Source organism: Streptomyces griseochromogenes (genome assembly GCF_001542625.1).
GTDB classification, from domain to species: domain Bacteria; phylum Actinomycetota; class Actinomycetes; order Streptomycetales; family Streptomycetaceae; genus Streptomyces; species Streptomyces griseochromogenes.
Genome location: NZ_CP016279.1, coordinates 10,429,592 through 10,455,538 on the forward strand (window position 1 = coordinate 10,429,592; position 25,947 = coordinate 10,455,538).

At 66.8% G+C, this 25,947-nt stretch carries 21 protein-coding genes and 3 rRNA genes; 12 read left to right on the forward strand and 12 right to left on the reverse strand.

The genetic code is table 11. The features are described 5' to 3' along the window. Window positions 1–25: 25 nt before the first annotated feature. From AVL59_RS45635 to AVL59_RS55420, 5 genes are all read right to left on the reverse strand, one after another. Window positions 26–766, reverse strand: a complete 741-nt coding sequence (locus tag AVL59_RS45635) for a hypothetical protein (protein WP_067316211.1) — start codon at window positions 764–766, stop codon at window positions 26–28. A gap of 16 nt (window positions 767–782) precedes the next feature. Beyond that, window positions 783–1,487, reverse strand: a complete 705-nt coding sequence (locus AVL59_RS45640) for a phosphatase PAP2 family protein (protein WP_067316212.1) — start codon at window positions 1,485–1,487, stop codon at window positions 783–785. Between the two features lie 228 nt (window positions 1,488–1,715). Further along, window positions 1,716–2,717: a C40 family peptidase gene (locus tag AVL59_RS45645; protein WP_067316214.1), complete on the reverse strand. Its 1,002-nt coding sequence runs from the start codon at window positions 2,715–2,717 to the stop codon at window positions 1,716–1,718. A 92-nt stretch (window positions 2,718–2,809) separates the two neighbouring features. Then, window positions 2,810–3,580 carry a trypsin-like serine peptidase gene (locus tag AVL59_RS45650; RefSeq protein ID WP_067316216.1) on the reverse strand — a complete coding sequence of 257 codons (771 nt, stop codon included), beginning with the start codon at window positions 3,578–3,580 and terminating at the stop codon, window positions 2,810–2,812. A 173-nt stretch (window positions 3,581–3,753) separates the two neighbouring features. Next, window positions 3,754–3,963, reverse strand: a complete 210-nt coding sequence (locus AVL59_RS55420; RefSeq protein ID WP_237281977.1) for a hypothetical protein — start codon at window positions 3,961–3,963, stop codon at window positions 3,754–3,756. 318 nt (window positions 3,964–4,281) lie between these two features. Here AVL59_RS55420 and AVL59_RS52915 point away from each other — a divergent pair, with 318 nt between their 5' ends. Together AVL59_RS52915 and AVL59_RS45665 are read left to right on the forward strand one after the other, a co-directional pair. Next, window positions 4,282–4,482, forward strand: coding sequence for a hypothetical protein (locus tag AVL59_RS52915; RefSeq protein WP_159400227.1), 201 nt, complete (start codon window positions 4,282–4,284; stop codon window positions 4,480–4,482). A gap of 109 nt (window positions 4,483–4,591) precedes the next feature. Further along, the gene (locus AVL59_RS45665; protein ID WP_067316220.1) at window positions 4,592–5,104 is read left to right on the forward strand and encodes a hypothetical protein; all 513 of its coding nucleotides are present in this window, start codon (window positions 4,592–4,594) and stop codon (window positions 5,102–5,104) included. A 79-nt stretch (window positions 5,105–5,183) separates the two neighbouring features. Here AVL59_RS45665 and AVL59_RS45670 read toward each other — a convergent pair whose 3' ends face one another. Beyond that, complete coding sequence (locus tag AVL59_RS45670; RefSeq protein ID WP_067316222.1) at window positions 5,184–5,897, reverse strand: hypothetical protein; 714 nt, start codon at window positions 5,895–5,897, stop codon at window positions 5,184–5,186. A gap of 251 nt (window positions 5,898–6,148) precedes the next feature. Between AVL59_RS45670 and AVL59_RS45675 the strand changes: the two genes are divergently transcribed. After that, complete coding sequence (locus AVL59_RS45675) at window positions 6,149–6,799, forward strand: FMN-dependent NADH-azoreductase (RefSeq protein ID WP_067316224.1); 651 nt, start codon at window positions 6,149–6,151, stop codon at window positions 6,797–6,799. Between the two features lie 187 nt (window positions 6,800–6,986). Here the strand turns inward: AVL59_RS45675 and AVL59_RS45680 are convergent, their stop codons facing one another. Together AVL59_RS45680 and AVL59_RS45685 are read right to left on the reverse strand one after the other, a co-directional pair. Next, the gene (locus AVL59_RS45680) at window positions 6,987–7,754 is read right to left on the reverse strand and encodes an SDR family oxidoreductase (RefSeq protein WP_067316226.1); all 768 of its coding nucleotides are present in this window, start codon (window positions 7,752–7,754) and stop codon (window positions 6,987–6,989) included. 270 nt (window positions 7,755–8,024) lie between these two features. Further along, window positions 8,025–8,951, reverse strand: coding sequence for an oxidoreductase (locus AVL59_RS45685; protein WP_067316227.1), 927 nt, complete (start codon window positions 8,949–8,951; stop codon window positions 8,025–8,027). Between the two features lie 89 nt (window positions 8,952–9,040). Between AVL59_RS45685 and AVL59_RS45690 the strand changes: the two genes are divergently transcribed. From AVL59_RS45690 to AVL59_RS45725, 8 genes are all read left to right on the forward strand, one after another. Next, window positions 9,041–9,646: a TetR/AcrR family transcriptional regulator gene (locus tag AVL59_RS45690; RefSeq protein WP_067316229.1), complete on the forward strand. Its 606-nt coding sequence runs from the start codon at window positions 9,041–9,043 to the stop codon at window positions 9,644–9,646. Window positions 9,647–9,898: 252 nt separating this feature from the next. After that, window positions 9,899–11,260, forward strand: coding sequence for a S53 family peptidase (locus tag AVL59_RS45695; protein ID WP_067316231.1), 1,362 nt, complete (start codon window positions 9,899–9,901; stop codon window positions 11,258–11,260). A 523-nt stretch (window positions 11,261–11,783) separates the two neighbouring features. Continuing rightward, on the forward strand, window positions 11,784–12,092 hold the full coding sequence (locus tag AVL59_RS45700) for a hypothetical protein (protein ID WP_014673544.1): 309 nt from the start codon (window positions 11,784–11,786) through the stop codon (window positions 12,090–12,092). 178 nt (window positions 12,093–12,270) lie between these two features. Then, window positions 12,271–13,089, forward strand: a complete 819-nt coding sequence (locus AVL59_RS45705) for a DUF8175 domain-containg protein (RefSeq protein WP_067316233.1) — start codon at window positions 12,271–12,273, stop codon at window positions 13,087–13,089. Continuing rightward, on the forward strand, window positions 13,079–14,419 hold the full coding sequence (locus AVL59_RS45710; RefSeq protein WP_067316235.1) for a hypothetical protein: 1,341 nt from the start codon (window positions 13,079–13,081) through the stop codon (window positions 14,417–14,419). The genes AVL59_RS45705 and AVL59_RS45710 overlap by 11 nt, the downstream gene beginning before the upstream one ends. A 14-nt stretch (window positions 14,420–14,433) precedes the next feature. Continuing rightward, window positions 14,434–15,975: an SCO6880 family protein gene (locus tag AVL59_RS45715; protein ID WP_099053239.1), complete on the forward strand. Its 1,542-nt coding sequence runs from the start codon at window positions 14,434–14,436 to the stop codon at window positions 15,973–15,975. A 9-nt stretch (window positions 15,976–15,984) separates the two neighbouring features. Next, window positions 15,985–17,397, forward strand: a complete 1,413-nt coding sequence (locus tag AVL59_RS45720) for an ATP-binding protein (protein ID WP_067316239.1) — start codon at window positions 15,985–15,987, stop codon at window positions 17,395–17,397. A gap of 12 nt (window positions 17,398–17,409) precedes the next feature. Beyond that, window positions 17,410–18,984, forward strand: coding sequence for a type IV secretory system conjugative DNA transfer family protein (locus tag AVL59_RS45725; RefSeq protein WP_067316241.1), 1,575 nt, complete (start codon window positions 17,410–17,412; stop codon window positions 18,982–18,984). A 6-nt stretch (window positions 18,985–18,990) separates the two neighbouring features. On the opposite strand, the gene AVL59_RS45730 is transcribed toward AVL59_RS45725, so the two are convergent. Beyond that, complete coding sequence (locus tag AVL59_RS45730) at window positions 18,991–19,554, reverse strand: GNAT family N-acetyltransferase (protein ID WP_079147307.1); 564 nt, start codon at window positions 19,552–19,554, stop codon at window positions 18,991–18,993. 77 nt (window positions 19,555–19,631) lie between these two features. On the opposite strand from AVL59_RS45730, the gene AVL59_RS45735 reads away from it, so the two are divergent. Continuing rightward, window positions 19,632–20,180 (forward strand): cysteine hydrolase family protein, encoded by a 549-nt coding sequence (locus AVL59_RS45735; RefSeq protein ID WP_067316242.1) that lies wholly within the window; start codon window positions 19,632–19,634, stop codon window positions 20,178–20,180. A gap of 56 nt (window positions 20,181–20,236) precedes the next feature. Here the strand turns inward: AVL59_RS45735 and rrf are convergent. The 3 genes from rrf to AVL59_RS45750 all read right to left on the reverse strand — a co-directional run bounded on the left by rrf (window position 20,237) and on the right by AVL59_RS45750 (window position 25,385). Next, window positions 20,237–20,353, reverse strand: a 5S ribosomal RNA gene (gene rrf, locus AVL59_RS45740). 86 nt (window positions 20,354–20,439) lie between these two features. Further along, a 23S ribosomal RNA gene (locus tag AVL59_RS45745) occupies window positions 20,440–23,559 on the reverse strand. A gap of 300 nt (window positions 23,560–23,859) precedes the next feature. After that, window positions 23,860–25,385, reverse strand: a 16S ribosomal RNA gene (locus AVL59_RS45750). Together the 16S, 23S and 5S rRNA genes form the textbook arrangement of a ribosomal RNA operon. Window positions 25,386–25,947 lie beyond the last annotated feature (562 nt).

Genomic DNA, 25,947 nt, shown 5'->3' on the forward strand with positions numbered 1-25,947 from the left:
CCTCTGACTCAGCAGGGCCTCTGGCTCAGCAGTGGCACAGCACGTCCACCACGACGGCCTCGGGATCGAGGTCGTCGAGGTAGGCGTTGGCCCGGTCCCCATAACCCTCGCCGTCCGCGTCCCACCAGCTGCCGTCCAGGGTGAGCAGGGCGTAGCCGGGCACCGCGGTGCGCAGCACGCCCTGCCGGAGCGCCTCGTGCTCCCGCGCGAAGTAGGCGACCGGGTCGTCGGTCAGGAACGACATGCCGAAGTGCGGGTCTCCCGCGACGGCCCGCTGGGCCACCTCCTGCACCAGGGGCTGGAGCAGGTGGTCCTCCTTGGCCTGCGCCAGGGCGTAGCCCTCGGGGTCGGACTCGTGGCGGGCGAGGAACTCGGCGAGCGGGCGGGCCGGCGGGTGCCGTTCGGCCAGTTCGTCCCATGCGGCGGACAGGGCGTCGTGCCGCCGTACGGCCCGGCGCCGCATGGCTGCGAGGTCGAGCAGGCCGCGGGGGCCGCCGTAGCACTTCCCCGGGCCGAGGGGCGCCAGCTCGGCCTTCCGGCGCGGGATTGTGGAGGCCGTGACGAGTCTGCGGTCGCCGTCGTGCGCGGGCAGGGCGAGGTAGGGGGTCCTGGCGGAGACGTGGACGCGCCACCAGTCCCATTCGCCGGCCGGGTTCCACCTCGCGGTGCCGTTGATGTCGTACGGCGCCATCGCGGCCGCTATCGCGTCGGGCAGCCTGCGCGGCTTGGTGGGCGGCAGGCACACGGTGGCGGAGAACTTGGTCACGCGCGGGAGCGTACGGTCACGCCGCCAGGTCGCGCTCCTCGGCCTCCAGGGACTTGCGGGCACCGGGGACCACCGCGTCCGGCCGCTCGGCCGATGCCGGGCCACGGCGCACGATCCACCCGGCCCGCGGCGACCGCTCCACGGCCTTCATCAGCGGGGTGAGCAGGGCCGTCGCAAGCGGCGACAGAAGCAGCACGACCGCCGTGCCCAGCGCGAAGCCTCCGACGACATCGGTCGGATAGTGCACGCCCATGTACACCCGGCAGAAGCCCTCCACCAGCGCCAGCCCGATGCCCGCGATGCCGAAGCGGCGGTTGGCGACGAACAGGCCGACGCCGAGCGCCATGGTGATCGTCGCGTGGTCGCTGACGAAGGAGAAGTCGGTCTTGCCGGAGACGAGGACGTCCAGTCCCTGATGGGCGTTGAAGGGACGGGGCCGGGCGACGAAGCCTCTGATCGGTACGTTCACCAGGACCGCGAGTCCGGCCGCGAGCGGCGCCCACACCAGCGCGGCCACCGACGACGCGGCATCCTCATCGGCCCGGCGCCGCACCGACCACCAGCACCAGAGCACGAGCAGCACCATCGCGAGCGGCAGTCCGTACTCGCCCACGAACTCCATGACCCGGTCGAACCAGTGCGGTGCGTCCTTGGCCAGGCCATTGATGTCGTAGAGCAGGTCGACGTCGGGGTTCGATCCGGATTCGGCGAGTACAGCCATGGTGCTGCGGCCCCTTCGTCGTCTACCGGACGCACCTCGTGTGCGCCGCGCCTACCCCCGTGGTTCGTAGATCCGCTTCCGCTGTACTGCCGTACTGCCGTCCGCTCGGCTACGTCAACAGGAACGCACGGCCCCCATCAATACGTTCCACTCTCCACGGAATGATCACGCAGACGTTATCGAAGAGAGACTCATTACCGCAGCTCAGGGGGTAGGTTCACAGCCCGTTCACACCGCCGTGGGGAGCGCTTTTGCGCCATCCTCGGTGACCCGGGTGGCACCGAAATAGTCAGGAGTGTCGATCGGGTCGAACCGGATCACGGCGCCCGGCCGCGGCGCGTCGATCATGTACCCGCCGCCCACATAGATCCCCACGTGCCGGATGGCCCGCGAGTCGGTGAGGTTGTCGGAGAAGAAGACCAGGTCGCCGGGGAGCAGTTGGTCCCGTGAGGGGTGCGGTCCGGCGTTGTACTGGTCGTTGGCCACCCGGGGAAGGCTGATCCCCACCGTGTCGTACGCGGCCTTGGTCAGACCCGAGCAGTCGAAGCGGCCCCCCTGGTCGGCGGTGCCGTTGCCGCCCCACAGATAGGCGGTGCCGAGCTTGCTCTGGGCGAAGCCGATCGCGCCCGCGGCCTGCCGGGTGGGATCGATCCGCTTGACCGGCGCGGCGAAGCTCTTCTCCAGACTGCGGATGCGCAGGACGTAGTTCTGTGTCTCGCTGATACCCGGTACACCGCCCGCCCTTATGACCCGGTCGGCACCCGCGTTGTAGGCGGCGAGCATGTTGTCGGTGGTGTTCCCGGGGACGGTCTTCACATACCTGGCCAGCTCGCAGTCGTACGAAGCGGCCGATGGAATCGCGTCGTTCGGGTCCCAGATGTCGCGCTTGCCGTCGCCGTTGCCGTCGATGCCGTGCGTCGCCCAGGTACTCGGGATGAACTGGGCGATGCCGCGCGCGTCGGCCGGGCTGACGACCGTCGGGTTCCAACCGCTCTCCTGATACAGCTGGGCGGCGAGCAGCGCCGGGCTGAGCGCGGGGCACAGGTTGCCCCACCGCTGCACGAGCTGCTTGTAGGCGGCCGGCACGGCTCCCTTGGCGAGCCCACGACCGCCCGAGGTCACGCCGTTGACGAGGTTCCCGGCGACGACGTACACCCCGACGACGAGCAGCATGACGAAGCTGAGCCCGAGCCCGACGGCCGCCCCACCGATCACCCATACCTTCCGCACGGTTCAACTTTCCCCCATGCGGACGCTGTTCAAGGCCATTTGGACAGAGAGTGGCGCCATTTCACAGGTTGGCGCGTGCGAGTGAGGTGCTGTCAGCGACCTGCGGTCGCCGCCTGGTAGAGCTTGGCCGCGTCGCCCCGGAGCACCACGCTGTACGACGTGTCCGCCGTCGTCCCGCCCTTGTCGTGGCCGCCGAGGATGCCGACGACCTGGTCGTTGCCGTTGATCCAGGGGCTGCCGCTGGTGCCGCCGGTGAACTCGGGGCAGTCGATGCGCTGTTGTGTGCGGCCGCGCTGGGTCGGCTTGTTGGTGCAGGTGACGGGCTCGTCGCGGGTGTCGGGGTAGCCGGTGACGGTCACGGCGGTGGCTCCGGTGGCCACGCCGGGGACGAACCGGTTCCCGCCGAGCACGTCCTGGATCCGCTTGCCGTCCAGCTCCTCCACATACGCGAAGGCGATGTCGCTGTCCTCGCTCTGCTCCTTGGCCCACTCGTCGGGCAGGAACCGCTTCCCCACCTTCCAGACCCCGTAGGGCGCCTTCCCGTCCCGGTATCCCGGTACGAAGACGAGGTCCTCGTCATCGTCGTCCACACAGTGCGCGGCGGTGGCGATCAGCATGTGCTGGGGGCTGCGCACGACCGAGGCGCTGCAGAAGTGCCCGCCGGCCAGCTTGCCGACCCGGCTCGCATCGAACAGCGCGCCCACCCGCTTGTTCTGGACGGTCACGTCGGCAACGGCCGTGACCCCGAAGGGTCCCGGCCCGTCGGAGGCGGCCGCCACGGACGCGGACGTCAGGGCAAGCGTCACCACAGCACACAGCAACGTGGGACGCGAGGTGAGCCAGATGCGTGAGATGCGCTTCATCAGGCACTACTCTCCCCCACGAAGGTGAGAAACCCGCCCCGACTTAACTGAGATTTTCCTGTGAAACCTTCCTACGGGCGCGAGGCTTCACCGTAGACCGGGAAGCCGCCGGTGGCGAGACCGCTGCCGAGCGGCTCGGGCAGTACGTCCTGGTAGGCGCCGTGGCGGCTCCTTCACGTTGGGCCGTCCGACTGACCCTCCGCCCACAGCAGCTTCCCTCCCCTCGACGCGCCCAGCCCGCGCAGCACGGAGGCGCCCCAGGAGTCGGCACACGCCCGTACGAGGTGCGGCCCGCCTCCGGTTTCGGCGTCGTCCGGCACCACGGCCGCCTCCCCGGCGGCGAAGCCGGGCGGGACGCGGGGATCCGTCTCCCAGACGGCCACGCACAGCCACCCTCCTTCTCTGCCGGAGGCGCAGGGCGTAGGGCCCGGTGGTGTGCAGATGCGCGTTGGCGAGCAGCTCGGCGGCCGGGAGTTCGGCGGTGGGCGCGAGGGGAGAGAGGTCGCGCGCGGCGAGGACGGCAATCGATCCACTCCGCGCACGGCCCGGTACCGCAGCTGGACACCGTCTACCTCGACCAGGCCCACGGCCTCGCCTTCCTCGACGCCGAGGCGCAGCTGCACAAGTACCGCACGCTGTTCCACCGGGTCACGGCGTCGCACTCAGGCCCGAGAAGGCACCTGGCCGCGGACGACATCGTCGTGGCGGGCAGTCCTGGCATGCTGGTCGGCCACGCGAGCGGCGGCTACATCCAGACGGTTCCGTCCGACGAAGCGTTCGGTGCGCATCGCATGGCTGTCGACACAGGAGGTCACAGCGGCTACTGGGACGAGGATTCGTACAGCCTCCTGAACCAGGCTGCCGTGGTCAGCGGACGGTACGACCAAGTAGTGGATCCGTAAGGTGATGCCGATGCACAGCCCAGTAAGGAACCGGTACCGAGGGGCCTCCATCGGCCTTGCCGCCGCCGCAGTTGCGGCTTCCCTCCTCACGGCAGGATGTTCAAGGACCGTGGACGACAACGGACACTCGCCCTCGCCGGAGCACTCCTCCGGCTCGGAGACAGCCTCCGGGCACCCCACGCTGGACGTGGACAAGGCCCGCGACAAGGCCAAGGCCGCCTCCAGCGAAATCTACGAGATGATCGACATACGCAAAGGCAAGGTCACAGAGCCGGGCCCCAGCATCCAGACCTGCGCCGAGGACCCCGGGCACCTCTACAAGACCTTTCATCCCTGGTCGGTCTACGGCGTCTCCGAGGACGAGCTGAAGGCGGGCTTCCAGCGGCTGCACGAGGAGCTGCCGAAGAAGGGCTGGAAGATCGTCGACTACGGCCCCAACAAGAGCAAGGCCAAGTCGCTCTCTCTCACGGCGGACTCGGGGCACGACCGCTTCTCGGTGAACGCCGTGCTCATGGTGTCCACCCCGACCCACCCTCACGAGAAGGAGCCACTGCTCCTGGTAAACGTCGTCTCCGGCTGCTGGCGGGCTCCCAAGGGCACGGACCTCAACACCCAGTACTGAGGAACCGGCCCACCCGCCACAAGTGGAACGCCTTCGTCCTCGGCGTGCAGGCAGGCGAGTTCGACCACTTTCTGAGCCTCTATGAGGCCAAGAGGGCGGGGGGCCGCTCGTCGGCCTCGGACGGGCCGACGTCGCCGTCCTTCCACGCGGGGTCGTAGGCACAGGGCACGGCGGCGAAGCCGGTGAAGTACTGCCGGTCCGGGAACCAGATGAAGGTCATCCGCTCGTCCCCGTCGCCCCGCCGGACGTACAGCTCCCAGTCCTTGCCCTTCCCGCCCTCACGGTAGGACGTGACCTCCCAGCCGCTGTCCTCCAGGTGCCGGTGCAGCCGGCGGAGGCCGGAGACGGCCTGGCTCGCGGGCACGTGGTCCAGCCCCCACTCGTGGTTCATCCGGTAGGCGCCGTCGACGGTCTTGTCCTCCATCCCCAGCGGGCCCCCGTCGTAGCAGAACTCGGAGCCGAATGTGTTCACCGCTCCGACGCCGACGTTCCCGCCTCCTGGTTCCACGGTGCGCTTGAACCCCAGGACGTCGTACGCCTCCTGGGACCGCTGGAAGGCGCGGCTCGCCATGTCCTCGGGCGCGACGCGGGGAAAGTCCGTCGACCCCGATGACTGCGACGCGAGCAGGGCGACCAGAACAAGTACGCATACGAGTACGACTCCGACGAGTGCGGAACAGCCGCATCCGAGCGTCCTGAGAACGGAAGAGGGGGAGGACCCGGACTCGGTCGGCGCGGTGCTGTCGGTGTCGGTGTCGGTGTCGGTGTCGGTTCGTGCGGTCTCCTCGGGCATACGAGGACGGTAGGTCTGCGGGAAGGCGCGGCGGATGGGTACGGGGACCCGACAGGGAGTGGGTACGCGTACTCAATTGATCTGTTTCACGAAGTCTTCGTCCGGCCGTTCTTGAACAGCTCGTAGTAACTGCCGAAATCGAGTTCCAGGGATCACATCCACTGGACCTCAACCATGCTTGAGGTAGCAGGGTGTTGCGCACAGAGGGCGGCCGCACCAAGGCAGCTCTCCCTTCACGCAGGAGAACTCTCATGGCCACGCTGCTGCACATCGACACCTCCCTCAACGGCGGGAACTCCCACTCCCGCGCCGTCACCGCCGCCTTCCGCAGGGCGTGGGAGGGCGAGCATCCGCAGGGCAGGGTGATCCACCGCGACCTCGACGCCGATCCGGTGCCCCACTTGAGGGCCGCCGCCTACTACGCCGGCTACACCGCCCCCGCCGACCAGTCCCCCGAACAGCGGGCCGCCTTCGCTCTGCGCGCCGAGCTGATCGAAGAGGCGGAGGCGGCGGACGTGATCCTGCTCAGCGCCCCGATGTACAACTACTCGATCCCCTCGACGTTGAAGGCCTGGATCGACCACGTCTTCGCGGTGGGCCGCACCGCGATGACCGAGAACCCCTCGCTCGCGGGCAAGCCCGCCGTCGTCGTGACCAGCCGCGGCGGGTCGTTCCGGGAGGGCACACCCCAGCACGGCAACGACTATGTGCAGAGCTATCTGCGGCAGGCCCTCGGCGCCGGTCTCGGCATGGACGTCACCTTCATCGTCCCCGAACTGACCCTGGCCCCGGTCGTTCCCGCCATGGCCGGCCTGGTCCCGCTCTTCGAGGCCTCCCGCGCCGAGTCCCTCGCAGCCGCCGAGTCCCACGCCAGGGAACTGGCGATACGTCTCGCCGCGTAGTCCGGCACCGAGTTCAGTCGGGCGCGGGAGTTCTCGCAGCCGGTGATCTTCCAGCCGCGCCGCGTCGGTTCCGTACGATCACCGCCGGGTTATGCACAGGCTGTGTACGACACTCTGGACCTGCCCGGCGCCGAACCGGACGACGACTGGCCGGGTGGCTCGGAAGCCGACGGCTCCGACCCCCGTGTCAGAACGTCGTCGTCATCCCGCCGTCCACCGCGATCGTCTGCCCGGTGATGAAGGACGCCGCATCGCTCGCCAGGAAGACCACGATCCCCGCGATCTCGCCCGGCCGGCCCCAGCGGCCCAGCGCGGTACGCGTCCGCAGCCACCGCGCCCACTCGGGGTCGTCGGCCGACTCCGCGTTGACGTCGGTCGCGAACGTGCCCGGTGCCACCGAGTTGACCGTCGTACCGCTCGGGCCCAGGTCGGCGGCGAGGGCCCGGGTCAGGCCGTCCAGGCCCGCCTTCGCGGTGGCGTAGGCGACGTCCCCGGTGCGGCCCAGCCGGCCGACGACCGAGGAGACGTTGATGATGCGGCCCGAGGCGCCGCGCGCGGCCAGGCCCCGGGCGACGGTCTGGCTCAGCGCGTACGCCGAGGTCAGGTGGTCGTCGAGCATCGCGGAGAGTTCGTCCGGGGTCATCTCCCGCAGGCCCCGCCGGTCACGGTGGCCCACGTTGTTGACGAGGACATCGATGTCGCCGAGCCCCCGCAGCGCTTCCTCGGCGGCCTCCCGGTCGGTGACGTCGAACGCGGCGGCGAGGACGTCGTAGCCCTCGTTCCGCAGCCCCGCGACGACCGCGGCCAGCGTGACGGCGTCCCGGCCGTTCAGGACCACCCGTGCCCCGGCCGCGGCCAGGCCCTGCGCCATCTCCAGTCCGAGTCCGCGCACGGAGCCGGTCACCAGGGCCGTACGGCCGTTGAGCCGGAAGTTCACCGGGCCGGTGCCGCCCATCCCTGCCGCCGTCCGTCAGTCCTGGAGGAGTCCGTCCAAGTCACCGTATCCGGTCACGTCACGGCCCATCGAACCTTCGGGCGCTTACCTCCGTATCACACATATAAGTACGGAAATGCCTGGAAGGGCATGAGCCGCGTGATCGTCTCGGCACATTTGGCGCGGTCCGCTCAGCGGCCCCCGGACCCCCGTCGCTCTCCCGCTCCACCGTTCTCCCCCGAGTCACCGCCGGACCTGTGGTCACAGGATTGGCGAGCGCAACACCGGGTGTTACGACACCTGCGTCGCCGGAAGCCTCCACTCCACCCCCGTCAGCTCCTCCGACAGCGTCCACAGCCTGCGCGCCGCCTCCGGATCGCTCGCCGCCCTGCTGCGGCCGACCAGCGTCGGGGCGCCGCGCATCTCCCCCAGGCCGTCGGGGCCGACGTAGGACGCCCCGGGCAGGTCCCGGGTGGCCGCGTAGAGCGTCGGGAGGGCGCCGGCCTTGTCGCTCTGGGCGAGGAACTTGTTGCCGAGCACCATGCCCGCCCGTGCGAAGGGGCTCGCGGCATGGCTCTGCAGATTGGTGGCCGCATAGCCGGGGTGGGCCGCCAGGGCGCGCACGGACGAGCCGGCCTCGGCCAGGCGGCGCTGCAGTTCCAGGGTGAAGAGCAGGTTGGCCAGCTTGGACTGGGCGTAGGCACGGTTCGGGGAGTAGCGGCCCCGCAGGTTCACGTCCTCGAAGTGGATCACTCCGTCGCCTGAGCGGTGGAGGCCGGAGGACACCGTCACCACCCGGTCCGTGACGTACGGCAGCAGCAGGTTCGTCAGCGCGAAGTGCCCGAGATGGTTCGTGCCGAACTGCATCTCGAAGCCCTGCTTCGTCTGCTGTTCGGGCAGCATCATCACGCCCGCGTTGTTGATCAGCAGATCCAGCGGGCGGTCCCACGAGGCGGCGAACTCCCGCACCGAGTCCAGGTCCGCCAGGTCCAGGCGGCGCACCTCGGTACTGCCGCTCACCCTCGCCGCCGCGGCGCCGCCGCGCGTGAGGTCCCGTACGGCGAACACCACATGCGCCCCGGCCCGGGCCAGCGCCTCGGCGGCCGCGAAGCCGAGGCCGCTGTTGGCGCCGGTGATCACGGCCGTACGGCCGGTCAGGTCGGGGAGGTGGGTCGCGTTCCATGTGCGCGCGGTGCGCGCTTCGGTCGTATCAGCCATGGCCACAATGTAGGCATCGACAACAATGCTGTCAATGACAACAATGATGGCATTGACAACTATATTGACGATGACAACATCGGGATACGATGGCGCACATGTCCGCGACGCGCCCCTATCACCACGGAGACCTGCGCTCAGCCCTGCTCAGGAGCGCCGAGCGCACCCTGCGCGAAAAGGGGGCCGGCGCACTCTCGCTGCGCGAGCTGGCCCGTGACATCGGCGTGAGCCACGCCGCTCCCGGCCGCCACTTCAAGGACAAGCAGGCCCTGCTCGACGCCCTCGCGCTGGACGGGTACGAGCGCCTGAACCAGGCCCTCCACACCGCCGCCGAGCACCCCGGGCTCACCCTGGAGGAGCGGATGACGGCGCTCGCGCGGGCCTACCTCGGCTTCGCCGTCGGGAATCCGGAGCTCCTGGAGCTGATGTTCGCGCGCAAGCACCACCCCGACAGCTCCGCGCAGCTCGCGTCGGCCGTCGACCACTCCCTGGCCTCCTTCACCGGGCTGATCACGGACGCCCAGGAGCGCGGCGAGATCGTCCCGGGCGACCCCGAGCGCATCACGATGGTCGCCGCCGCGAGCCTGCACGGCCTCGCCGCCCTCATCGCCGGCTGCGCCCTGGAGGCGGAGGAGGCCCTGGCCGGCCTGGACGCCCATGTCCATCTGCTGCTGCACGGACTGCGCCCGCGCTGACGCGCGTAGAAGCGAGCTGTGCGCGGCCTGTGCCACGGGTCAAGCACAGCCCAGCGCAGTTCCATCCCACCGCCATTGATCAGTAAGCCCCCAACCTCCTTGGGTATGGCGGAAGTCAGGATTTCAACGGCTCACTTGTTTGTCGCGTACTCAACAAGCGATCGTCGTCGCGGGCCGCCGCCCCCACCGGCAACCACGCCGGTGGCCCCCACCCGCAGGCCTCTGTCAACCCCATTCACAGGAGGCTGTACGTTGCGTACGCCCACCCCCACCAAGCCCCACATACGCGGCAGATGGCGCCGCATCGGCTCCGCCGCCGCGGCCACCGCGGGCCTCGTCCTCGCCGGGCTCGGCACCGCCGCCCACGCCGACGCCGCCACCCCCACGGCCCACAAGGCGAGCGCCCAGGCCATCGCCGCACAGGTCGCCAAGGCCCATGTGCAGTACACCAACGCGTGCTCCACCACCCCGAAGAAGGGCTACGCGTCCTGCCACGCCCTGCGCGTCACCGGCGGCACCACCGCCTTCCAGGAGGAGCAGGCCGCCAAGAAGGGCATCGCGCCCAAGACCGTCTCCCCGAAGGCGGCCTCCGACTCGCCGACCGGGTACGGCCCGAGCGACCTCCAGTCCGCCTACGGCCTGACCGACGCCGCCTCCGCGAACGGCTCCGGCGAGACCATCGCGATCGTCGACGCCTACGACGACCCGAACGCCGAGGCGGACCTGGCCACTTACCGCGACTACTACGGCCTGTCCGCGTGCACCACGGACAACGGCTGCTTCGAGAAGGTCGGCCAGACCGGCTCCACGACCTCCCTCCCCTCGGCCGACAGCGGCTGGGCCGGCGAGATCTCGCTCGACCTCGACATGGCCTCCGCCGTCTGCCCGAACTGCAACATCCTGCTCGTCGAGGCGAAGTCCGCGAGCGACGCCAACCTGGGCACGGCGGTGAACGAGGCCGTCAAGCTGGGTGCGAAGTTCGTCTCCAACAGCTACGGCGGCTCCGAGTCGTCCTCCGACACCTCCTACGACTCCAAGTACTACAACCACCCGGGTGTCGCCATCACCGCCAGCGCCGGTGACGAGGGCTACGGCGCCGAGTACCCGGCCGCCTCCAAGTACGTCACCGCCGTCGGCGGCACCGCCCTGAAGACCTCCTCCACCAGCCGCGGCTGGACCGAGAGCGTCTGGAAGACGTCCAGCACCGAGGGCACCGGCTCCGGCTGCTCCGCCTACGACGCCAAGCCCGCCTGGCAGACCGACACCGGCTGCGCCAAGCGCATGATCGCCGACGTCTCGGCGGTCGCCGACCCGGCCACCGGCGTCTCCGTGTACGACACCTACGGCTCCGACGGCACCGGCTGGAACACCTACGGCGGCACCAGCGCCTCGGCCCCGATCATCGCCGGCGTCTACGCCCTGGCCGGCACCCCGGGCTCCGGCGACTACCCCTCCGCCTACCCGTACGCCGCGGCCGGCACCTCCGCTCTCAACGACGTCACCAGCGGCACCAACGGCACTTGCTCCACCAGCTACTTCTGCACCGCGAAGTCCGGCTACGACGGCCCGACCGGCTGGGGCACCCCCGAGGGCACGTCCGCCTTCACGGGCTGAGCAGCCCACCCGGCACTGACCGGGCAGCGCTTGAACCACCCCGTCGGGTCACGGGGAGCCGCCATCTGAGGGGGACGTGGGGTCCCTTCGGCGGCACGGAGAGGAAGACGGGCCACGGCAGCCGGCCGTGGCCCGTTTTCCCTGCCCGCCCGGCGGCTCGGCCGCCACCGGCCGGGCGCGGCGAGAACCACCCGCCTCAGGGCCTCGGCAACCGACGCCGGGGCCCTTCCCCGTTCCGTCCGTGAGAACATCGAATCGACGACTCACCCGACCAGCCGTCAGAAACCGTGTCAGGCCGTAACGGAGTACAACGACGGAACCACACGACAGGTTCCGCACCCACCTCGTTGCCCGGCGTGACCTGCCGTGATACACAGAGTGACCGAACGGGCCATTCGTACGAAACCCGCCAGCCAATGACGTCAAGTCGACATACGACGGCGACGTTGTCGGCGAGAATGAGGCTTGACCTCTGCGCATGGCAGAGGCGATGCGGAACTACCCACCAGGGGCGGTGACTTACATGCTCTTTGCGGCCGACAAGGGAGACATCAACACCATCATCGGCGGGATCGCTCCGGACTGGGGCCCCTTCGGCAGCCTGGGCAACGAGGCCAAGGTGATGATCGAGGTGGTGATGGCCGTGGCCATCCTGCTCTGCCTCGGCATCGCGGTCTGGGGTGCCGCCAAACAGCGGATCGGCGCGACCGCCCTGCGCGACACCTTCAGCGCGGAACAGGGCAAAGGCCTGATCATCGCCGGTCTCACCGGAGTCTTCATCATCGGCTCCCTGGGCACGCTGTTCACGATCGTGTACGGCATGGCGGTCTGACGGCCCGTTCCCTCCGTACCCTCCCGGGCACGCCCGGTCGTCCCCTCCACCCCCACCCACCCGTCGTGCCCACCGGCAGAGGTTGCGTTTCCCTGATGTCGAGTCACCACACCGCGCCCGCGCGGGAACCAGCACGGCTACCGTCGTATGTCTACGAGGTGGAGGGGGCGCACGCAGCATGAGTCCCACAGACGAGCAGGGCTACACCGAATCGGGCCAGACCCGGACCCGGCTGCCCGGGGGCGACCCCTACGGCGGCGCGCCCCGCAGAGGCGGCCGTTCCTCCTCCCGGAGCCTGGTCACGGTCGTCGGCGTGGTCGTCATCCTCGTCGCCGCGATCGCCTTCGCGAACCGAGGAGACGATTCGTCTGCCAAGGACTCGACGGCCAAGGGCGACCGCCCGCACACCTCGTCGACGGCGGCCAGCGGATCGAAGCCGGTGGAGACGAAGATCGGCAACACCCCCTCCGGGTTCGCCCATACGGCGCAAGGGGCGCAGAGCGCCGCGGCCAACTATGCGGTGGCGTTGGGGTCGGCCGAGATGTTCAACAAGGCCCAACGCGAGTTCATCCTCCAGTCGATCGTGACGCCCTCCAAGGTGACCAGCTCCGAGGCGGCGATGGACAGGGCCTACACCCCGGCCTTCAACCAGAGCCTCGGCCTGAGCACTGACGGAGCGGCTCCGAAGGGCTACGCATTCGTTTCGCGCACGAGCCCGATCGGGACCAAGGTCACGGAGTCCACCAGCGACACCGCCACGGTCGCGGTCTGGTGCAGCGGGCTCCTCGGTCTCGCGGGCGACAAGTCCACCAACCCGGTCACCAACAGCTGGTTCACCATCACGATGAAACTCGAGTGGACCGGCGGCGACTGGAAGATCATCACGCACTCCCAGCAGGAAGGCCCGGCACCCGTCCCCGGCGACGACAAGGCCTCCGGCTCGGACGAGATCTCGAAGGCCGTCGACGAGTACGGAGGGTTCACCTATGCCCGCTAACCGCCGCGTACTCACCCTGGCCGGCGCCGTCACGGCCGTGCAGACGGCAGCGGTCCTCACGGCCACGCGTGTCTTCGCCGCGCCCACACCCACACCCACGCCCTCGGCGACGAAGAGCAACGACCCGTGCGGCCTGATCCACGGTGCCGCCAAACAGTTCTGCGAGAAGGACAACGGCTCCAAGGGCTCCACCGGCACCACCCCCGACAACCCCTCCCTCGACACCCTCGACCCCCTCACCTCCCTCGCCAAGGGCTGCGCCAACGCCGCCTCCTGGACCATCCAGAAGCTCAGCCACGCCGTGAAGGAGACCGCGAACGTCGACTTCACGAACACCAAGTTCCTGCAGCAGTACGCCGTCGTCTTCGCCGCGTCCACGATCCTGACACTCCTGCTGTGGCTGCTGGCCGTCGCCAAGAGGGCCGTACGAGGGGTGCCGCTCTCCACCGCCATCTCCGAAGCCGTCGGCTTCCTCTGGCTGACCGTCCTCGCCTCCGCCTTCACCCCGCTGATCCTGTACACCGTCGTCTCGGCGGCCGACGGCGTCACCGACGTCCTCGCGAAGGCCACCGGCGACCAGGCCGACACGTTCTTCGGCACCTTCTCCGGCGCCCTCGACAAGGGCACGAACATCGGCGGCGGCCCCATCATGCTGATCGTCGTGTCCCTGGTCAGCATCCTCGCCGCCGGCATCCTCTGGCTGGAGCTGGTCATCCGCGCCGCCCTGCTCTACGTCGGCGCCCTCCTCGGCACCGTCGTCTACGCGGGCCTGGTGGACAAGAACCTGTGGGGCCACGTGCGCCGCTGGGCCGGGATCATGATCGCCGTGATCCTCGTCAAACCGGTGGTCGTCATCGTGCTCGGCCTGGCCGGTGCCCTGTCCGGAGACAACGGCCCGGACTCCTTCTCCGCCGTCGTCTCCGGCCTCGCCATCATCCTGCTCGCCATCTTCGCCAGCGCGATGATCTACCGCTTCGTCCCCGGCTTCGGCGACGAGATCGCCAACGGCCGCAACAACCGCATCATGCAGGGCGCCGAGGCCAAGGCCGCCGCCATAGTCACCTCCCCGGCCACCTTCGTCGCCCAGGGAATCAAGACCCACAGCTCCCGCGCCGACAACAACGGCGGAGGCACGGGCGGCTCCGGCGCGCCCCGCCCCGCCAACCCCGTCTCCGGCGGCGTCGCCGCCCACAGCAGCCGTTCCGGCCAGGGCGGCGGCGGAGCGGTCCCCTCCGCCACACCCGCGCCGCGCTCACCGAGCCCGGCCAACACCCCGCACGCCAGCAATACCCGCAACAGCAGCAACCGCTCGGGAGGTGAAGGGCGTTGACGACCGAGTCCCATATGTCCCATCCGGTCACGCCCCGCCGTACGTATCTGATCGGCCGCGCCCGGCCGAACGCGATCGTCGGCCGGAACCGTGAGTCCGGCGAGATCGCGTTGATCATCGCCGGCGCGTTCCTCGGCATGATGTGCGGCCTTCTCGTCCCGGTCCTGTCCCTGCGGATCGTGCTGCTCACGGGCTTCCCGCTGCTCGCGCTCGCCGCGGTCTACGTGCCCTACAAGCGCCGCACGTTCTACAAGTGGTTCGAGATCAACCGCTCGTACAAACGGACGATCAAGCAGGGCACCGCCTACCGCTCCGGCGCCATGGAGGCCGGCACCCGGATGGACGGCCGCGAGGTCGAGATCGGCCCGCCGCCGGGCATCGGACGGATCACCTGGCTCGCCGCGCCCTTCGGTCCCGACGAGATCGCCGTACTCCTGCACGCCGACCGCAAGACGGTCACGGCCTGCATCGAGATCGAGGGCCCCGGCGTCGGCCTGCGCGACTCCGAGGACCAGGAGGCCCTCGTCGACCGCTTCGGCACCCTGCTCAAGCACGTGGCCAACGGCGACGGCTTCGTCACCCGGCTGCAGATGCTCGCCCGCACCCTGCCCGCCGACCCGGACGCACACGCCAAGGACGTGGCCGTACGCGGCGACGAACGCTCCCTCGAGTGGCTGCAGCAGTCCTACGACCAGTTGCAGTCCATGGTGTCCACCAGCAGCGAGCAGCACCGCGCGTACCTCGTCGCCTGTATGCACTACACCCGCGAACTGGCCGCCGAGGCCCACGCCATGGCCCGCGCCGCGCGGCCGCAGGCCGGCCGCAAGCTGGACCGCGACGCCGGCCTCGCCGTCGTCATGGCCCGCGAGCTGACCGACATCTGCTCGCGCCTTCAGGAAGCCGACATCCGCGTCCGCCAGCCCCTCGGCCAGGGCAGGCTCGCCTCCCTCATCCACTCCATGTACGACGCGGACCACCCCATCGACCACATCCAGGCGATGACCAAGCGCAACGCCTGGCCGGCCGAACTGGACGCCATGGAGCCCACCTACCTCCAGGCCAAGACCCGCGAGTCCGCCACCCGCGCTCCCTGGTGCCATGCCACGGCCTGGGTGAAGGAATGGCCGATGACCCCCGTCGGCGTCAACTTCCTCGCGCCCCTGCTCGTCCACACCCCGGACGTCATCCGAACGGTCGCCGTGACGATGGATCTCGAACCCACCGAGGTAGCCATCGAACGCATGCTGACCGAGAAGACCAACGACGAGGCCGATGCCTCCCGCGCCGCCAAGATGAACCGGACGGTGGACCCGCGGGACGTCGCCGCGCACAACCGCCTCGACCAGCGCGGCGAAGACCTCGCCAGCGGCGCCGCCGGCGTCAACCTGGTCGGCTTCATCACCGTCTCCGCCCGCTCCCCGGAAGCCCTGAGCCGCGACAAGCGGACCATAAGGGCATCCGCCGGAAAGTCGTACCTGAAACTGGAATGGTGCGACCGCGAGCACCACCGCGCCTTCGTGAACACCCTCCCGTTCGCCACCGGCATCCGAAGGTAGGGGCATCACATGCGGGATCCGCTGTCCGTCCTCACCGAAGCCTTCACGTCCTTCCTGTTCGGAAAGGTCGAGACGACCCGGCTGCCGGTGCGCACCTCCACGGGCCAGGCCCAGGCGGTCTACCTCCCGACCGCCGCCCCCGGCCTCGGCGACTCCGGCGTCATCATCGGCCGCGAGGTGTACTCCGGGAAGGGCTACATCTACGACCCCTTCCAGCTCTACGGCCAGCAGCTCCCGGCCCCGCACTGGCTGGTCCTCGGCGAGTCCGGCAACGGCAAGTCGGCCCTGGAGAAGACGTACGTCCTGCGGCAGCTGCGCTTCAAGGACCGCCAGGTCGTCGTCCTGGACGCACAGGGCGAGGACGGCGTGGGCGAATGGAACCTCATCGCCCAGGAGCTGGGGATAACACCCATCCGCCTGGACCCGACGGCAGCCCTGAACCACGGCATCCGCCTCAATCCCCTCGACCCCGCGATCACCACCACGGGCCAGCTCGCGCTGCTGCGCACCATCATCGAGGTCGCGATGGGCCACGGCCTGGACGAACGCTCCGGCTTCGCCCTCAAGGTCGCCCACTCCTACGTCAACGAGTCGATCGTCAACCGCCAGCCGGTCCTGACCGACATCGTGGAGCAGCTACGGCACCCCGAGCCGGAGTCCGCGGAGGTGATGAACGTCGCCATAGACGACGTACGGGCCTGGGGCCTGGACGTCGCCCTCGTGCTCGACCGGCTGGTCGACGGTGACCTGCGCGGCATGTTCGACGGCCCGACCACGGTCGGCATCGACCTCGACGCGCCCCTCATCGTCTTCGACCTGTCCCACATCGACCGCAACTCCATCGCCATGCCCATCCTCATGGCGATCGTCGGCGTGTGGCTGGAGCACACCTGGATCCGCCCCGACCGCAAGAAGCGCATCTTCCTGGTCGAAGAGGCCTGGCACATCATCAACAGCCCGTTCGTGGCCCAGCTGTTCCAGCGGCTGCTGAAGTTCGGCCGACGCCTCGGTCTGTCCTTCGTCGCCGTAGTCCACCACCTGTCCGACGTCGTCGACGGCGCGGCGGCCAAGGAGGCGGCCGCGATCCTGAAGATGGCCTCGACCAGGACGATCTACGCCCAGAAGGCGGACGAGGCAAGGGCGACGGGCCGGGTACTGGGCCTGCCGCGCTGGGCGGTGGAGATCATCCCCACCCTCACCCCCGGCATCGCGGTCTGGGACGTCAACGGCAACGTCCAGGTGGTCAAGCACCTGGTCACCGAGACGGAACGGCCGCTGGTCTTCACCGACCGCGCGATGACCGAGTCCTCCAGCGACCTGACGGCGGACGAGGCGCTGCGCGCCGCCGAGCTGGAGGCCGAACAGCGGGCGGCGGCCTTCGTGGAGCAGCACCTGGGCGACTCCGAATCGACGGTGGCGTAAGGGGGAGAGAGCGTGAGACCGGACAACCGCGGTCACCACCGCAGTGACGGCCGTGACAACCGTGACGGCCGTCGGGACGGCCAGGGCGGCATCCCCGACGGCCTCCTGGTCGGCTTCATCGCCTTCATCCTCGGCATGACCCTGCTGGTGTGGACGTCCACGGGCCTGGCGGCCCTCTTCTCCACGGGCGCCTGGCCCGAGGGCGTCACCTTCACCCGCACCCCCCTGGCCATGCGCCATCTCATCGGCCGGGCCCACGACCTCACCGGCGCCTGGCCGGACACCCCACCGTCCCAGCTCTCCGGCTGGGGCCTGTTCTGGGGCCTGTTCATCGGCCAGCTGATGGCCGTGCTCGTCCTCGCCATATTCGTCATGGGCACGATGGCGAGATGGCGGGCGGGGAGAGTACGGCGGGCCTTCGAGAAGGGCGCGGCGAAGGGCCGAGCCCAGTCGGCCACACCGGCACCGGCTACGGCACCGGCCCCGGTCGCGCCGGCAGCGGTCCCGGCTCCCGCTCCAGCACCCGAACAGCGCTATGAGGTCCCTGCACCGCGTACGGAGCCGGAGCCGACGAAGGCATCGCAGGAGACGGCACCGACGGAGCCGTTGGAGCACCTTTCGGCCGACGGCAGACGGACCGGTGGCTGGGATACGGACCGCCCCGAAGGCGCGGTGCTGTACGGACCCCCCACGAGCCGCCAGGCAACCGCGACCCAGGCCATCCAGGACGCCCCCGGCCCCACCGTCGTCGTCACCTCGAACCCGGCTCTGTGGGCCGACACCAAGGACGCCCGAGCCAAACTGGGCCCCACCCTCCTCTACGACCCCGCCCACCTCTGCGACACCCCGGCACGCCTCCACTGGTCCCCGACAACCGGCTGCGAAGACAGACAGACCGCACTGCAGCGAGCCACCGCCCTCCTCAGCCCCGTCCGACCCACCGCCAAGATCGACCAGGCGGTGGCCGACACGGCGACCACCCTCCTGCGCAGCTATCTGCACGCCGCCGCCCTGGAGAACCGCACCATCCGCCACGTCCACCGCTGGTCCCAGGGCACCCAGGTCCAGGACGCCGTGCGCACCCTCCGTACCCACCCGAGCGCCGCCCCCGGCGCCGCAGGCGAACTCGAGGCAGCCCTCACCGCACACCCCGAACGCCGCGACGTAGCCCAGGAGTTGACCAGCCGGGCGCTGTCCTCCCTCTTCACGGTCAACATCCGCGAGGCATGCACCCCAAACCGAAGTGATGCGCTCGCCTTGGATTCCTTTGTCCACGAAGGGGGCACGCTTTATGTGGTCGGTGAATCCATCGAGGACCCCAGGACCAACCCGGGCGCGATGCCCCTCCTGACGGCCCTCGTCTCAGGCGTGGTCGAGCGCGGCCGGCGCATGGCCGAACGGTCATCCTCCGGTCGGCTCGACCCACCACTCACCCTGGTCCTGGACGACATCGCGGCCGTGGCCCCGCTCCCCCAACTGCCCGACCTGCTCGCCACCGGAAGCGACCAGGGCCTGCCGACCCTCGCCCTGCTCCGCTCCCGCGAACAGGCCAGAGCACGCTGGCCGCACCAGGAACTACCGGTCTGACCTTCCCTACGACGGCTCCAGGACGAACTCCAGCTCTTTCTCCGCCTCGTCCTTCGAGAACGACACGACCACCCCGCTCGGCGCGAACCCCGCCTTGCGGTACGCACCCTGCGCCCGGGCGTTGTCCTCGTGGACGAGCAGCCGTACCCGCTCGGCACTGTGCTGCCACGCCCATGCCGCACCGGCGTCGAACAGGGCCTTGATCAGCCCGTTCCCCCGGTGCTCGGGCCGTACGAACACCCCGACCACATGTCCCTGACGCCGCTCGACCGGGTACCCCGCCCAGTCCTGCGTCCCTGACTCCTCGATGAGCACGGTGACCGTGCCCACCCAGGTCCCGTCCGGCGCCTGGGCGATGAACTGCTGTGCTCCGGTGGCCCCTTCGCCCGAACCCTTGGCCCGCTCCTGATAGAAGGAATCCGGCCTTCCCAGGGCGTCCTCGTAGGTCTCCAGGAAGGCGATGTGCGCGGCCGGGTCCTGCAGCGCGGACAAGCGCAGCTGCTTCACGGCGGCCCACTCGTCAGGTCGTATGGCACGGATGACGTAGTCATCGCTGGTCAGGTTGGTCATGGCGCCACGGTAACGCGCGCCCGCAGCACCACTCATCCCATTAACGGGCCCGATTGCCGGTGTCCTACTGTGACCCTATGACCACGCTTCCCGACAGACCCAACAGCGCACTGCTGATCATCGACGTCCAGAACGCCGTGGTGGCCGGCTCCCACAAGCGGGACGACGTCATCGCCAACATCAACACCCTGGTGGCCAAGGCCCGCACGGCCGAGGTACCGGTGATCTGGGTACAGCACTCCGACGACGAGCTCAAGGCGGGCAGCGAGGGCTGGAAGTACGTTCCGGAGCTGGTCCGCCAGGACACCGAGCCTCTCGTCCACAAGAACTACCCGGACTCCTTCGAGGACACCGAGCTGGAATCCGTGCTGGCCGAGCACAAGGTGGGCCGGCTCGTCGTCACGGGCGCGCAGACGGACATGTGCATCCGCTCGACCCTGCACGGCGCTATCGTCCGGGGCTACGACGCGACGCTGGTCGCCGACGCCCACACCACGGAGGACCTGTCCAAGTACGGCGCTCCCACTCCGGATCAGGTGATCGCCCACACCAACCTCTACTGGAAAGAGCACTGCGCACCCGGCCGCCAGGGCGGTATCACCGAGACAGCAGAAGTGACCTTCTAACCCCTTGAACGCAGAAAACCCCCGCATCTTTCGATGCGGGGGTTTTCCCAAAATTTGTTCGGCGGCGTCCTACTCTCCCACAGGGTCCCCCCTGCAGTACCATCGGCGCTGTGAGGCTTAGCTTCCGGGTTCGGAATGTAACCGGGCGTTTCCCTCACGCTATGACCACCGAAACACTATGAAACTGTGAACGCCGCACCGCCTATTTAAGGCGGGGCTGTTCGTGGTTTCAGAACCAACACAGTGAACGCGAGCATCAATGGACAAGCCCTCGGCCTATTAGTACCAGTCAACTCCACCCGTTACCGGGCTTCCATATCTGGCCTATCAACCCAGTCGTCTACTGGGAGCCTTACCCTCTCAAGGAGGTGGGAATACTCATCTCGAAGCAGGCTTCCCGCTTAGATGCTTTCAGCGGTTATCCCTCCCGAACGTAGCCAACCAGCCATGCCCTTGGCAGAACAACTGGCACACCAGAGGTTCGTCCGTCCCGGTCCTCTCGTACTAGGGACAGCCCTTCTCAATATTCCTACGCGCACAGCGGATAGGGACCGAACTGTCTCACGACGTTCTAAACCCAGCTCGCGTACCGCTTTAATGGGCGAACAGCCCAACCCTTGGGACCGACTCCAGCCCCAGGATGCGACGAGCCGACATCGAGGTGCCAAACCATCCCGTCGATATGGACTCTTGGGGAAGATCAGCCTGTTATCCCCGGGGTACCTTTTATCCGTTGAGCGACGGCGCTTCCACAAGCCACCGCCGGATCACTAGTCCCGACTTTCGTCCCTGCTCGACCCGTCGGTCTCACAGTCAAGCTCCCTTGTGCACTTACACTCAACACCTGATTGCCAACCAGGCTGAGGGAACCTTTGGGCGCCTCCGTTACCCTTTAGGAGGCAACCGCCCCAGTTAAACTACCCATCAGACACTGTCCCTGATCCGGATCACGGACCCAGGTTAGACATCCAGCACGACCAGACTGGTATTTCAACGACGACTCCACAAACACTGGCGTGCCTGCTTCAAAGTCTCCCAGCTATCCTACACAAGCCGAACCGAACACCAATATCAAACTGTAGTAAAGGTCCCGGGGTCTTTCCGTCCTGCTGCGCGAAACGAGCATCTTTACTCGTAGTGCAATTTCACCGGGCCTATGGTTGAGACAGTCGAGAAGTCGTTACGCCATTCGTGCAGGTCGGAACTTACCCGACAAGGAATTTCGCTACCTTAGGATGGTTATAGTTACCACCGCCGTTTACTGGCGCTTAAGTTCTCAGCTTCGCCCCACCGAAATGGAGCTAACCGGTCCCCTTAACGTTCCAGCACCGGGCAGGCGTCAGTCCGTATACATCGCCTTACGGCTTCGCACGGACCTGTGTTTTTAGTAAACAGTCGCTTCTCGCTGGTCTCTGCGGCCACCCCCAGCTCGAGGAGCAAGTCCCCTCACCAGGAATGGCCCCCCTTCTCCCGAAGTTACGGGGGCATTTTGCCGAGTTCCTTAACCATAGTTCACCCGAACGCCTCGGTATTCTCTACCTGACCACCTGAGTCGGTTTAGGGTACGGGCCGCCATGAAACTCGCTAGAGGCTTTTCTCGACAGCATAGGATCATCCACTTCACCACAATCGGCTCGGCATCAGGTCTCACCCTGCATGAGTGGCGGATTTGCCTACCACTCGGGCTACACCCTTACCCCGGGACAACCACCGCCCGGGCTGGACTACCTTCCTGCGTCACCCCATCACTCACCTACTACAAGTCTGGTTCGTCGGCTCCACCACTTTCCTTTCCCCGAAGGGTCCGGAACGGCTTCACGGACTTAGCATCGCCTGATTCAATGTTTGACGCTTCACAGCGGGTACCGGAATATCAACCGGTTATCCATCGACTACGCCTGTCGGCCTCGCCTTAGGTCCCGACTTACCCTGGGCAGATCAGCTTGACCCAGGAACCCTTAGTCAATCGGCGCAAACGTTTCTCACGTTTGTATCGCTACTCATGCCTGCATTCTCACTCGTCAACCGTCCACGACTACCTTCCAGTGCCGCTTCACCCGGCAGACGACGCTCCCCTACCCATCACAGCACCCGTTGGGGCTATACGCTGCAATGACACGACTTCGGCGGTACGCTTGAGCCCCGCTACATTGTCGGCGCGGAATCACTAGACCAGTGAGCTATTACGCACTCTTTCAAGGGTGGCTGCTTCTAAGCCAACCTCCTGGTTGTCTGTGCGACTCCACATCCTTTCCCACTTAGCGTACGCTTAGGGGCCTTAGTCGATGCTCTGGGCTGTTTCCCTCTCGACCATGGAGCTTATCCCCCACAGTCTCACTGCCGCGCTCTCACTTACCGGCATTCGGAGTTTGGCTAAGGTCAGTAACCCGGTAGGGCCCATCGCCTATCCAGTGCTCTACCTCCGGCAAGAAACACACGACGCTGCACCTAAATGCATTTCGGGGAGAACCAGCTATCACGGAGTTTGATTGGCCTTTCACCCCTAACCACAGGTCATCCCCCAGGTTTTCAACCCTGGTGGGTTCGGTCCTCCACGAAGTCTTACCTCCGCTTCAACCTGCCCATGGCTAGATCACTCCGCTTCGGGTCTTGAGCGTGCTACTAAAACGCCCTATTCGGACTCGCTTTCGCTACGGCTTCCCCACCCGGGTTAACCTCGCAACACACCGCAAACTCGCAGGCTCATTCTTCAAAAGGCACGCAGTCACGAGATGCAGCAAGCTGCATCCGACGCTCCCACGGCTTGTAGGCACACGGTTTCAGGTACTATTTCACTCCCCTCCCGGGGTACTTTTCACCATTCCCTCACGGTACTATCCGCTATCGGTCACCAGGGAATATTTAGGCTTAGCGGGTGGTCCCGCCAGATTCACACGGGATTTCTCGGGCCCCGTGCTACTTGGGTGTCTCTCAAACGAGCCGCTGACGTTTCGACTACGGGGGTCTTACCCTCTACGCCGGACCTTTCGCATGTCCTTCGCCTACATCAACGGTTTCTGACTCGTCCTGTCGCCGGCAGACAACAGAAGAGAGATCCCACAACCCCGCATGCGCAACCCCTGCCGGGTCTCACACGCATACGGTTTGGCCTCATCCAGTTTCGCTCGCCACTACTCCCGGAATCACGGTTGTTTTCTCTTCCTGAGGGTACTGAGATGTTTCACTTCCCCTCGTTCCCTCCACACTGCCTATGTGTTCAGCAGCGGGTGACAGCCCATGACGACTGCCGGGTTTCCCCATTCGGAAACCCCCGGATCAAAGCCTGGTTGACGACTCCCCGGGGACTATCGTGGCCTCCCACGTCCTTCATCGGTTCCTGGTGCCAAGGCATCCACCGTGCGCCCTTAAAAACTTGGCCACAGATGCTCGCGTTCACTGTGCAGTTCTCAAACAACGACCAGCCACCCGTCACACACCAACATCGTCAGTGCTTCACCGGGGCCGGCATCTCAGAGGGGGTTCATTCCCTCAGACACCCAACAGCGTGCCCGACACCCTCGCCTCTTCCCTCATCCGTTCCACGCCGAAGCAGTACTAGGAGGAGAAGCAATCCGAGAAGCGCCGAATAATCAACGTTCCACCCATGAGCAACCAGCACCGGACATTCGCCGATGTACTGGCCTCTGACCGAGCGAACCCGGTAAGAAGTGCTCCTTAGAAAGGAGGTGATCCAGCCGCACCTTCCGGTACGGCTACCTTGTTACGACTTCGTCCCAATCGCTAGTCCCACCTTCGACAGCTCCCTCCCACAAGGGGTTGGGCCACCGGCTTCGGGTGTTACCAACTTTCGTGACGTGACGGGCGGTGTGTACAAGGCCCGGGAACGTATTCACCGCAGCAATGCTGATCTGCGATTACTAGCAACTCCGACTTCATGGGGTCGAGTTGCAGACCCCAATCCGAACTGAGACCGGCTTTTTGAGATTCGCTCCACCTCACGGTATCGCAGCTCATTGTACCGGCCATTGTAGCACGTGTGCAGCCCAAGACATAAGGGGCATGATGACTTGACGTCGTCCCCACCTTCCTCCGAGTTGACCCCGGCGGTCTCCTGTGAGTCCCCATCACCCCGAAGGGCATGCTGGCAACACAGAACAAGGGTTGCGCTCGTTGCGGGACTTAACCCAACATCTCACGACACGAGCTGACGACAGCCATGCACCACCTGTACACCGACCACAAGGGGGGCACTATCTCTAATGCTTTCCGGTGTATGTCAAGCCTTGGTAAGGTTCTTCGCGTTGCGTCGAATTAAGCCACATGCTCCGCTGCTTGTGCGGGCCCCCGTCAATTCCTTTGAGTTTTAGCCTTGCGGCCGTACTCCCCAGGCGGGGAACTTAATGCGTTAGCTGCGGCACCGACGACGTGGAATGTCGCCAACACCTAGTTCCCACCGTTTACGGCGTGGACTACCAGGGTATCTAATCCTGTTCGCTCCCCACGCTTTCGCTCCTCAGCGTCAGTAATGGCCCAGAGATCCGCCTTCGCCACCGGTGTTCCTCCTGATATCTGCGCATTTCACCGCTACACCAGGAATTCCGATCTCCCCTACCACACTCTAGCTAGCCCGTATCGAATGCAGACCCGGGGTTAAGCCCCGGGCTTTCACACCCGACGTGACAAGCCGCCTACGAGCTCTTTACGCCCAATAATTCCGGACAACGCTTGCGCCCTACGTATTACCGCGGCTGCTGGCACGTAGTTAGCCGGCGCTTCTTCTGCAGGTACCGTCACTTTCGCTTCTTCCCTGCTGAAAGAGGTTTACAACCCGAAGGCCGTCATCCCTCACGCGGCGTCGCTGCATCAGGCTTTCGCCCATTGTGCAATATTCCCCACTGCTGCCTCCCGTAGGAGTCTGGGCCGTGTCTCAGTCCCAGTGTGGCCGGTCGCCCTCTCAGGCCGGCTACCCGTCGTCGCCTTGGTGAGCCATTACCTCACCAACAAGCTGATAGGCCGCGGGCTCATCCTTCACCGCCGGAGCTTTCAACTCTCACAGATGCCTGCGAAAGTGATATCCGGTATTAGACCCCGTTTCCAGGGCTTGTCCCAGAGTGAAGGGCAGATTGCCCACGTGTTACTCACCCGTTCGCCACTAATCCACCCCGAAGGGCTTCATCGTTCGACTTGCATGTGTTAAGCACGCCGCCAGCGTTCGTCCTGAGCCAGGATCAAACTCTCCGTGAATGTTTTCCCGTAATCGGGATGAACACCACGAGAGCGGTGCGAGAGGAGGAATGATCCCCTCGCACACAGCGTCCTCGCTGTGTTATTTCAAAGGAACCTCGTCCCAGCAGATGCTGGAGACGGGGTATCAACTAATCTGGCGTTGATTTTTGGCACGCTGTTGAGTTCTCAAGGAACGGTCGCTTCCTTTGTACTCACCCTCTCGGGCTTTCCTCCGGGCTTCCCTTCGGTGTTTCCGACTCTATCAGATCTTTTCTCGATCCGATTTCCTCGGTGCTTTCCAGGTTCCCGCTCTCGCGTTTCCCTTTCCGGCGGTTCCGACTCTATCAGATCCTTTCGGCGTCTGACTCCCAGTCAGGGGGGTTTGTCTTCCCGGCCGCTGGGCCGTTCCGACGTCTCAAACCTTAGCGGATCCTTCCGGCGATTCCCAATCGGGCCGCCGAGTCCCTATTCGAATTGAATTCGGGCATGCCGAAAACAATCCCATCGGGAGATCGTGCTGGTGGTGTGAGGTGCCGCGCGTGGCGGCGGAGGTGTTGTCGAAGAACCGTTACAGCTCGGC

What these genes read in the sequence shown, in the direction of transcription:
- AVL59_RS45640 (WP_067316212.1), bottom strand. Translation starts at nt 1,487, where the DNA reads ATGGCTGTACTCGCCGAATCCGGATCGAACCCCGACGTCGACCTGCTC.
- AVL59_RS45650 (WP_067316216.1), bottom strand. Translation starts at nt 3,580, where the DNA reads ATGAAGCGCATCTCACGCATCTGGCTCACCTCGCGTCCCACGTTGCTG.
- AVL59_RS45670 (WP_067316222.1), bottom strand. Translation starts at nt 5,897, where the DNA reads ATGCCCGAGGAGACCGCACGAACCGACACCGACACCGACACCGACACC.
- AVL59_RS45675 (WP_067316224.1), top strand. Translation starts at nt 6,149, where the DNA reads ATGGCCACGCTGCTGCACATCGACACCTCCCTCAACGGCGGGAACTCC.
- AVL59_RS45680 (WP_067316226.1), bottom strand. Translation starts at nt 7,754, where the DNA reads ATGGGCGGCACCGGCCCGGTGAACTTCCGGCTCAACGGCCGTACGGCC.
- AVL59_RS45685 (WP_067316227.1), bottom strand. Translation starts at nt 8,951, where the DNA reads ATGGCTGATACGACCGAAGCGCGCACCGCGCGCACATGGAACGCGACC.
- AVL59_RS45690 (WP_067316229.1), top strand. Translation starts at nt 9,041, where the DNA reads ATGGCGCACATGTCCGCGACGCGCCCCTATCACCACGGAGACCTGCGC.
- AVL59_RS45700 (WP_014673544.1), top strand. Translation starts at nt 11,784, where the DNA reads ATGCTCTTTGCGGCCGACAAGGGAGACATCAACACCATCATCGGCGGG.
- AVL59_RS45705 (WP_067316233.1), top strand. Translation starts at nt 12,271, where the DNA reads ATGAGTCCCACAGACGAGCAGGGCTACACCGAATCGGGCCAGACCCGG.
- AVL59_RS45710 (WP_067316235.1), top strand. Translation starts at nt 13,079, where the DNA reads ATGCCCGCTAACCGCCGCGTACTCACCCTGGCCGGCGCCGTCACGGCC.
- AVL59_RS45715 (WP_099053239.1), top strand. Translation starts at nt 14,434, where the DNA reads ATGTCCCATCCGGTCACGCCCCGCCGTACGTATCTGATCGGCCGCGCC.
- AVL59_RS45720 (WP_067316239.1), top strand. Translation starts at nt 15,985, where the DNA reads ATGCGGGATCCGCTGTCCGTCCTCACCGAAGCCTTCACGTCCTTCCTG.
- AVL59_RS45730 (WP_079147307.1), bottom strand. Translation starts at nt 19,554, where the DNA reads ATGACCAACCTGACCAGCGATGACTACGTCATCCGTGCCATACGACCT.
- AVL59_RS45735 (WP_067316242.1), top strand. Translation starts at nt 19,632, where the DNA reads ATGACCACGCTTCCCGACAGACCCAACAGCGCACTGCTGATCATCGAC.